Raw genomic sequence first — 9,854 nt, forward strand, 5'->3', positions numbered from 1 at the left:
GTGCACATTGAGTCGATGTTGCTACGGAATTTCCGATGCTTTGGTAACCAGGCCACACCGGCGACCTTGGAATCTACCCTCACTGCGTTGATAGGCACCAACGGGACCGGCAAGACCGCAGCGTGCCAGGCTCTCCAGCGCATCTTCGGGATCTCTGCCGAAGAACGTAGTATTCGAGTTGATGACTTCCACGTCCCTGCCACTGAGGCACCCGGCTCCGAGCCCACTACTCGAACACTGCATATAGAGGTCATCCTGGCCTTCCCTGAGCTCAATGATCATGACGGCGATGTCTCGTCCGTTCCGGACTTTTTCAGGCGCATGGCGGCGGACGCAGATGGAAACATGAAGTGCCGCGTCGTTCTCGAGGCCACCTGGGAAAACGACGGCACGCTCGATGGATCTATCGAGACGCGTCTCTTCTGCGTCGCCTCTCTCGATGACGGGTATACCGGGGACCAAGTTTATACGTTACCGCCAGCCGAGCGTTCCCGCATCCAGTTCGTCTATGTCCCGGCTACTCGAGATGGTTCCAAGCATGTGTCGACCTTCCTCCGCAGCCGCTTGTGGAAGGCTGCGCTATGGTCCGACGACCTCAGGGAGCTCGTGCGTAACGTTGCGGACGACGTGAGTAGTCAGTTCCACACTGAAGCCGCGACAACGACCGTCGAAAAAGCTTTCGGGGATCGCTGGCGAGAACTCCAGGGTGCTGGCACTCACTCGCAGCCCCGCTTTCAGCCACTCGAGCCGGACATCGACCAGTTCCTCCGCGGCGCAGAGCTCACCTTTGAACCCGACCCCAGCAGCGCCGCACGACCAGCACGACTCCTCAGCGACGGACAACGATCGCTGCTGCACTTGGCGCTTACAACCGCGACCCTCGACCTCGAACGAAAGGTGTCTACTGATCCTGACTCCGGGTTCGACCCTGACGCCACCCGAATCCCAGCGCTGACGATTCTGGCAATCGAGGAACCAGAGAACAGCCTTTCTCCGTACTACCTCTCCCGGATCATCAAGCAATTGGACGACCTCGGCAAAACCCTACAGGTCCAAACCCTGCTTTCAAGCCATTCCGCCAGTGCTCTTGGCCGCATAGATCCGCGCTCTGTTCGCCATTTCCGGCAGGAATTCACTACCGGCGAATCCACCATCCGCCCGATCACGCTACCCGAAGACGATGCCGCGGCTGCAACATACATCCGCGAAGCAGTACGAGCCCATCCCGAGCTCTACTTCGCACGATTCGTGATACTCGGTGAAGGCGACTCGGAGCACATCGTCATCCCTAAGCTGGCACGCGCCCTGGGCGTAGAACTCGACCCATCGTTCATCGCGATGGTCCCTCTTGGCGGACGCCACACACACCATTTCTGGCGCCTCCTGACGGACCTAAAAATTCCGCACGCCACCTTGCTTGATTTAGACCATGGACGTGCCGACGGCGGTCCAGGTCGCTACAGAACAGCGATACGAAACCTCAAGGCCAACGGCATCGACGTTTTGGACGACGTAGACGACTTCACCACAGTCGATGACATCTCCGACGAAGCCAAGCTCCAGGACCTCACAGAGGTACGAAACCGGCTACGCGACTACGGCGTCTTCTTCTCCTCCCCGCTTGACCTCGACATGCTCATGCTTCAGCACTACAGAAGCGCCTACACGACGTTAGAAGCTGGTCAAAACGGACCCCAATCCACCGATGCCACAAAGACGGTCCTGGGAACCGGCGGCACAACCCGGGGGAAGAAGTTCTGGAACCCGACCGACGAGGAAACAAAAAGGGACCGGCAGAAGGACTTGCAGTGGTACCGGTACCTCTTCAGCAACCAGCCGAAACCAGCAACACATCTTGCAGCGCTAAGCCGAATGGCAACAGAAGAGATCGAGGCCAATATTCCCGAGATACTTCGGGCACTGATTGAGTTCGTCCGGTCCGAAATCACCCCCTGATAGCATCATGGATCTCCACCAAAAATCAGCGGCGACATGGCGACCGGTAGGGGTCCCAGACCTCGAAACAGCCGCCTGGGCCGCTCTACGGCACCCCGGAAGCACCGCTGTGACTGCAGGGCCGGGTGCGGGCAAAACAGAGTTCCTGGCTCAGCGAGCAACGTATCTATTGCAGACAGGCCTCTGCCCACCCCCGCAAAGAATCCTCGCAATCTCCTACAAACGCTCGTCCGCTGCCAACCTTGCCAAGCGGGTCGCCGACCGCGTCCCGGAAGCCGCACATCGATTTGAATCGATGACCTTCGACGCCTTCACCAAAGGCCTCCTTGATCGATTTGAGCACGCGCTACCGTCTGCGTGGCGTCTTAACGGTCGCCGCTGGGATGTGGGCTTGTTTAAGAAGACAGAGATACAGATGTTTCTGGATGATCTCGGTGGAAGTCAGCCCCGAGGGCTTCAGTCTGAAATCTTGGCGATTCAGCCTGGACGGTTCCTTCCGGACATTGTGGGAACTTTCGCGCTACCCGAAGACCCAACTGGCCCATCTGCATCTACCCACGAGTTCGTTGCCCTGCGCTGGTGGTGGAAAAACTTCGGAGCGGCAAAGTCGCCCGTGATCGACTTCACGATGATCAACCGTCTAGCTGAGCTACTTGTCCGCTCGCGCCCGCAGATTCTGCGAGGGCTACGAGCGACGTACCCGTTCGTGTTCGTCGATGAGTTTCAAGATACTACGGCCGCACAGATCACCTTCCTCAGGGCAGTCTTCGCCCACCCAGGTGTCGTCGCCACCGCAGTCGGGGACGACAAACAGAGAATCATGAGCTTCGCTGGCGCACTCGAGGACGCCTTCGACCGATACGAAGCAGACTTCTCAGCCAAGCATCTCGCACTCACCTGGAACTTCAGATCCTCAGCCGACCTCGTCGCCGTGCAACATCGAGTCGCAACCAGCATCGACCCAATGGCAGCGCCTACTGAGTCCCGGGCAAAGAGCGAGCCCGATCATGTTCCCCTCGTCATTTGGACCTACCCCAGCGCCGAAAAGGAAGCTGAGCACCTCGCGCAGTGGATCGCAAACGACATCGCATCATCTGGTCGCACCAGTGCAGACTTCGCACTCATCGCGCGGCAGCTAGTTGCACAACTCGAGCCCGCGCTGACCTCGGCATTCAAACGACATGGGCTCTCCATCCGCAACGACGATGCCGAATGCGGGAAGCTCAAGTTACAAGATCTACTCAAACACGACGTCACTCGTTTTCTCGTTGGCCTCCTCACACTCGCGGCGTACCCTGCAGGACATGCCGACCTTTGGAGCGAAACTCTTGGCCTCCTCAGACGTGTTGCGGGTAGCGACGGCACCGAAAAGGCCGAGCGACGACTATCCGACCAATTGACAGCATTGACCGACGACCTGCGGGCTTGGTTAGGCAAGAACGATGTCTTGGGCGTCGATGCCAAGGATATCGTCGACTATACCGCCGGCCTCATCGGTTCTGCCGCACTCGCGGGATTTGTACGGGGACAAAACAGCGGCGACAATCTTGGGCTTCTCCTGGAGTCGCTCACCGCGCGAATCAACAGCGTGAAACACGATGCCAGTAACTGGCGGAAACTCGTCGATGCCATCGAAGCCGCGGACTCAGTCGCGCTCATGACAGTACATCGAAGCAAAGGGCTTGAGTACCACACAGTGGTCTTTCTCGGCCTTGACGATGATCAGTGGTGGTCCTACCGAAAGGATCCGATAGGTGGGAACTCGGCATTCTTCGTCGGACTGTCGCGTGCAGCCCACAGACTCGTGTTCACAACAACTCGACCGCAAGCCGCGCGACGCAATATCAAGCCCCTGCTCGAGCTTCTGGACGAATCGGGAGCAAAAACACAGCACTGGACATAGACTCAACCGCATTCTCGTCACATGGCGTCGACAGCCACATCGCGCTCATCGAGCCATCCTCAGTGTGGCACCCGTAGGCATTCTCATAGACCCGTCCGGGAGCTTTAGGTGCGCCGGGCCCTTTGAGGTCCTTAGCTTTGGCAATGCCATCCTGTGATCTGATCTGGCAATTTTGCCAGTAATCGCCGTTCGGGAGTGCAACTAGCCGTTATCCGAACGAGGGCCCCGAAGGATTCATCACGCATTGACGTCCCCACACTCAATCGTTCATCCTGGGCCATCGAACTTGATCATACGAGTTAACGTGCGTCTTTAGGGTGGTCGCGTCCATGGCCCTCGTCTGGGTGCTCCCGGACAGGAGAGCGCACCACCGCCTTCAGCACATATCTCACATCCCGAAGTAGATACCAGCAGACAGATCCTCACGGCCGAAGAGAACTTCAGCGCTTACCAGCACAGTTCACACGCAACCCCAAGCCGCGCAACCTCAAGCAGAAGAGCACTTCTCCGATGAGCAAATCCAACCTCAAAAGCTACACACCTCTGGCACCAAGGTGCATACGTCCCACGATTCCGTGGGACGGTGACAAACGCTTTGCGCGGCCTCCAGCGAACCTTGAGCATGAGCAATCGACCCCGTACATGCATCGAATGCGAGACGGCGCTGCCAGCCGAGGCCCCGCCGAGTCGCCGGTATTGCGGCATAACCTGCCGCAGACGTGCCAGCCGTCGCCGCGAGCGACGAGCGGCGCACGAGACCGAAGTCGCTCGGCTGAAACGCCTACTCAGCGAAGCCACCGCCCGTGAGGACCGCCTCGAATCACGGCTCGCGGCCGCGCGCGAACGCATCGAGACCACACGGACGAAGATGCGGCGGCAAGCGGTCAAACACCGCAAACGAGAACGCCATGCCCAGCGGGCGATCATCGACCGGGTCCAAACGCTCGTCGCCACCCGTGACCGGCTGTCCTCGGTGACCGCTGATCTCGAAGTTGCGGCCTCGAACCAAAACGACCGGACAGACCTCGAATTCGCCGCCCAGCAGATCGTGGACCTGCAGAAGCGGCTGGCCACGGTCACCGACCGCCACCAGGCACTGACCGGACAGCACGCCCAACTGCGTGACCGGTATGCCGCGCTCGTGTCCGACTACAACAAAGCCGCCGACCGGCTCAACGACCTCGCCCGTGACCGACAGCGTTTCCGGCCGGTCGTCGAGGCGTGGGACACCCTGGCCGGTCGCCTCGCGAAGTCGGCCAAGACGACCACCCTGTCCGCCGGTGACCGAGAGATTGTCCGCATGTGGGCGACCTGGCAGACCGGACGTGACCGCCGCCGACGGGCCGGACAATGACCGCCGCCACTATGACCGTTGACCGGCCACACCAGTCCCTGACCGACCACCTGACCGTGACCGAAGGAGACCGCCCATGACCGTGTCCATCTCGAAGATGTCCATCAACTACTACCTCGACCATGCCGCGACCGGCGACGGTCAGACCCGGGACATGACCGCCTACTACACCGAGGCCAAAGCCCCTCCAGGCACATGGCTCGGCAGGGGACTCGACGGGCTGACCGGCCTGTCCGTCGGTCAGCAAGTGACCGAATCTCATGCCCGGTCGCTCTACCAGGACCAAGAGGACCCCGTGACCGGTCGTCCACTCGGTCGCCCACTGATGAAGCCACAGGCCATACCCAACGGTGCGGTCACACCTGCCGGTCGACCGGCCAAGACTGAACGCGAAGGCGTGGCTGGCTTCGACCTGACCTTCTCCCCACCGAAGTCCGTATCCGCTCTCTGGGCACTGGCCGGTCCCGAACTGCAGGGCCGCATCCAGGCCGCACACCGGCAGGCCCTCGAAGAAACACTGGCCTGGGTCGAGGCCAACGTCATCCAATCCCGTGCCGGTCACGGCGGAGTCGCCCACGTTGCCGTCAACGGAGTCATCGCCTCCGCATTCGACCACTGGGACTCACGTGCCGGTGACCCGCAACTGCACACCCACCTGGTCATCGCCAACAGAGTCCAGCGCGCCTCCGACGGGCACTGGGTCACCATCGACTCCTACACACTTCACCGGCACGTCGTGGCCATCTCGGAAATGTACAACTCTCTGATCTTCGACCGGCTCGCCGCCGACATCGGTACTGTCGCCGAATCGCGCACCGACGTCGACCTCGACGTCCAACAGTTCATCGAATCCGGCACAGATACCGACTCGGAGTACGAACCCGCGCATCGGGTCGAGCTGGCCGGAATCCCCGACGAGCTCATCGAGGAATTCTCCAGCCGGTCAGTCAGCATCGAGACCCGTACCGATGAACTCATCGCCGAATACACCGACACCTATGGCACGCGACCGACCCCACGTGAGGTGCTGCTCATTCGGCAACAGGCCACCCTCGAGAACCGGCCCGAGAAAAACACCATCGAGCGCACCACTCTGCCGGCGAAGATGCACTGGTGGCGACAACGCACCCGTATGGCCGGTCTCGACCCGGACACTCTCGTGAAGAGCGCGGTCGGTCACCATGTCCGGAAAGTGACCGCCGACATGCTCACCGGCGACATCATCGAGCAGATCAGCCAGTGGACACTGACCGACGCCTCACAGCGCCGGACCACGTTCGCCCGTGCCAACGTGCGTGCCTCGGCTGAACGAGTCCTACGCCTTGTCCGGTGTCCGACCGTCGATGACCGGCACGTGCTCGTGGACAACATCGTCGAGCTCACCCTCGACAAGGTCGTCTCTCTGACCCCTGACCGGTCACGAGCACCCGAGGGACCGGACACCACGATCAGCCTCCGTGACCGGTCAGTCTTTGACCACCAGCATCACTCCGGTGTCTACACGACCGAACAAGTCATGGCCGACGAAGACCACCTCATCTCCCGTGTCACCGCGACCGGGGCACCGACGCTGGCCGGCCACCCGGAGCATGCCGACGTCCTCGAAGAATGGCGCACCGACGACGGTCACCCGCTCAGTCCAGATCAAATGCTCGCCTCGAAACACGTGCTCTCATCCGACGCCGGAATCTCCGCGATCATCGGTCCCGCCGGCACCGGCAAATCCACCACCATGGGCGCGATCACCGACACCTGGCACTCGGTCCACGGCGAGCAATCCGTCATCGGCCTTGCCCCCTCCGCTGTGGCCGCAGGTGTCCTCGGCGATGAAATCGGAGTCGACACCGACAACGTTGCCAAATGGCTCTTCGAATCCGTCGGGGAGGGGGCAGCACGGCGTGCCGAACGTGTGGCCAACCTCGAATCACGGCTTGCCGCGCTCAACACCACCATCGACAACACGCCACATCGTGACCGGGCCAGACTCGTCCAGCAACGCGAGGCCATGCAAGCCAAGCTCGCAGCCGACTACGCCACCCAAGCCCAGTACCAGTTCCACCCGAACCAGCTCATCATCGTCGACGAAGCGTCCATGGTCTCAACATCCAACCTCGCCGAGCTCTCCCGACAAGCCGAAGCCGCAGGAGCCAAACTCCTCATCGTCGGCGACCCCGCACAGCTGGAGGCCGTCGACGCGGGCGGCTTCCTCGGTCACGTCGAACGCAACCTCGATCACACCACGCTCGAAACCGTTTGGCGATTTAAGAACGAATGGGAACGCGCAGCCTCCCTCAAACTCCGGTCAGTCAGCGACAAGGACGGCATCGACGCGGTCGTCGACACCTACGACGAGCACGATCGCATTCACGGCGACCCTGACCAAGAAGCCGCCGACACGGCTTACTCCGCATGGAAGGCTGACCGCGACGAGGGCCTATCGTCAATTCTCATCGCCTCGGACAATGAGACCGTTGCTGAACTCAATCAGCGTGCCCACACCGACCTGGTGGAATCGGGCGACGTGAAAATCACGCACCAGGTCACCCTGCGGTCCGAGGTTCAGGCCGGCATCGGTGACGTGCTCCTGGCCAGGCGCAATGATCGCAGCATCCGCGACTCCAACGGTGCTTTCGTCGCCAACGGCACCCGCCTGACCATCACAGCGATCCGCCCTGACGGCAGCGTCGAGGCCGACGTGCAGACAGGGGAGGACGGCACACCCCCGACCATCGTGCTCGACGCCGACTATCTCGCCTCATCTGTCGAACTTGGCTATGCCACCACCGCACACCGATCACAGGGAGTCACTGTCGATACCGGTCACGCCGTCGTGACCCCGAAACTCTCACGTGAACTGTTCTACGTTGCAATGACGCGAGGCAAACGCGGCAATCACGCCTACGTTGACATCGATGACCCCGAGAACCCCACGCCTGAGGACTGGAACGTGCAGATGACCTCCGCCGCGGTCGATAAGGACGGCGAAGTCATCAACGACCCTGCCTTCTACATCAAGTCCGTCGTCTCCCGTTCCACGGCGGAAAAGTCCGCACACGAAGTCCAGGACGCAGAACTTGGTTGGGCCAGCGATGTCGGGCGACTCTGCCACGAACTCACGTACCTCAGCTGGGCGGCGAAAGTCACCCGCACTCAAGAATGGCTCGACGCACACGCTGACCCGACGCTTGCCGAACAGATCCGCACCGATAGCGACTGGCAACGCCTCATCAGCGTCGACCCCGCTCAGAACATGCGAGGTGAGCTTCTACCAAATGACACCGTCGAAACGATCATTGACCGCTGTCACAAGCCCACCGACTCTCCGGTCACCGGGTCCGGTGACATGATCGCCGACGCCACGACGGCCACCGACGAACAGGCGCGTGTATGGGCGCAATCGATGGTCGACCTCCGAGACCAAGTTGCCGCACGTCGAGCAGTGCTGACGAAGGATCCTCCCGGATGGTTTTCGACCCTCCGCGAGCAATACGCTCATCACCCTCGTCACGACGATGTGATCGACGCGGTGATCGTGTGGCGCGGAGTCTCTGAGCAGACCGACTCCGAGACACCACTGGGAGCAGAACCGCCGAAGGATGACTACCTCCGCCCGTATTGGAATCGATTGCAAACACTCATCACTGCCACGACTGTAGGGATTAATCATCAACAGATAGGACCTACGGTCGATACTGACGTCGACCCAAGTGAATGGGGTAGACAAGTCTACGACCCTGACTACTCCGCCTTGGACGACCTCTCACAACGGACCTCACAGACCGAAATTCGTCCTCAATGCCCGCCATTTCCAACGCACCGTGGTCCAGGTCGAGATCTACGATAAATAAGATCATAATGAAATTTGGGAAGCAGTTTTTAAGACTGCTACCGGCGATACCTCTCTCGGGGTGCAATCTCGCGATGATGTTAGCTGCAATCGGTACTAGCATGTTGTCTGCAGCCGACAGCCCACTCATTCGTGGCGTTGAGACTACTTGGGTATCCTGCTGATTTTCTGTGCTCTAGTCGGTGTGAAGTGACCCCGCCGCCTTGGCTCAGGGATAGCGAGCCGGGCCTATACGAGATCTCAATAGACATACGGCGTCCACTGGTTCTCAAAGGCACAGAAGCACATCGGTAGTGCCGCAGAATATCCGGCCTTGTTCTGGCTCGAAGCTGACCCACGTGTTCCCCTTGAAAGCATCCAGCACCTTGTGTCAAAACTCTATCGGATATGGCCAGGCGTCCGAGGAGCCGCCCGTTATCCATGGGTTCGTAGGACGAACGCAGACCAAATAGACCCGTACAGCCGACACTGCTCCTTCCAATCTTGTTCGTAAAACACGTATAGAGATCAGCCCGCTCGCGGCCCCGCATACGAGAAATAGGACTGATATGCACATCGGCTACGCCCGGTGCTGGAGCCAGCATCAGGGCCAAGAACTCCTGAGTTCCACAACTTTAGTGTCCCGCAAACAGGCCGGGAATTAACGCGTTCGCGATCTCTCTCGCTGACCCAGTGACCTCGGGATCGAACGCGACCTCCTGACCACCCACACGACCAGTGAACGCCCGCAACGGCCGCAGCATGGTGATGATCTTCTTCAACGACGCCCTAGCCTCGGGATTTCATGATTAGTG

General features: G+C 60.3%; 4 protein-coding genes. All 4 read left to right on the forward strand.

The genetic code is table 11. The annotated features are described in order from the left end of the window. Nucleotides 1-1,956: an ATP-dependent nuclease gene (locus tag FHG09_RS12745; protein WP_152348018.1), complete on the forward strand. Its 1,956-nt coding sequence runs from the start codon at nt 1-3 to the stop codon at nt 1,954-1,956. Between the two features lie 7 nt (nt 1,957-1,963). Next, complete coding sequence (locus tag FHG09_RS12750; protein WP_152348019.1) at nt 1,964-3,859, forward strand: UvrD-helicase domain-containing protein; 1,896 nt, start codon at nt 1,964-1,966, stop codon at nt 3,857-3,859. A 622-nt stretch (nt 3,860-4,481) separates the two neighbouring features. Then, nucleotides 4,482-5,213: a hypothetical protein gene (locus FHG09_RS12755; RefSeq protein ID WP_152348020.1), complete on the forward strand. Its 732-nt coding sequence runs from the start codon at nt 4,482-4,484 to the stop codon at nt 5,211-5,213. A gap of 76 nt (nt 5,214-5,289) precedes the next feature. Further along, complete coding sequence (mobF, locus tag FHG09_RS12760) at nt 5,290-9,057, forward strand: MobF family relaxase (protein WP_152348021.1); 3,768 nt, start codon at nt 5,290-5,292, stop codon at nt 9,055-9,057. The last annotated feature ends 797 nt before the right edge of the window (nt 9,058-9,854 follow it).

It is taken from the genome of Brevibacterium sp. CFH 10365 (genome assembly GCF_009299785.1).
Lineage (GTDB): Bacteria > Actinomycetota > Actinomycetes > Actinomycetales > Brevibacteriaceae > Brevibacterium > Brevibacterium limosum.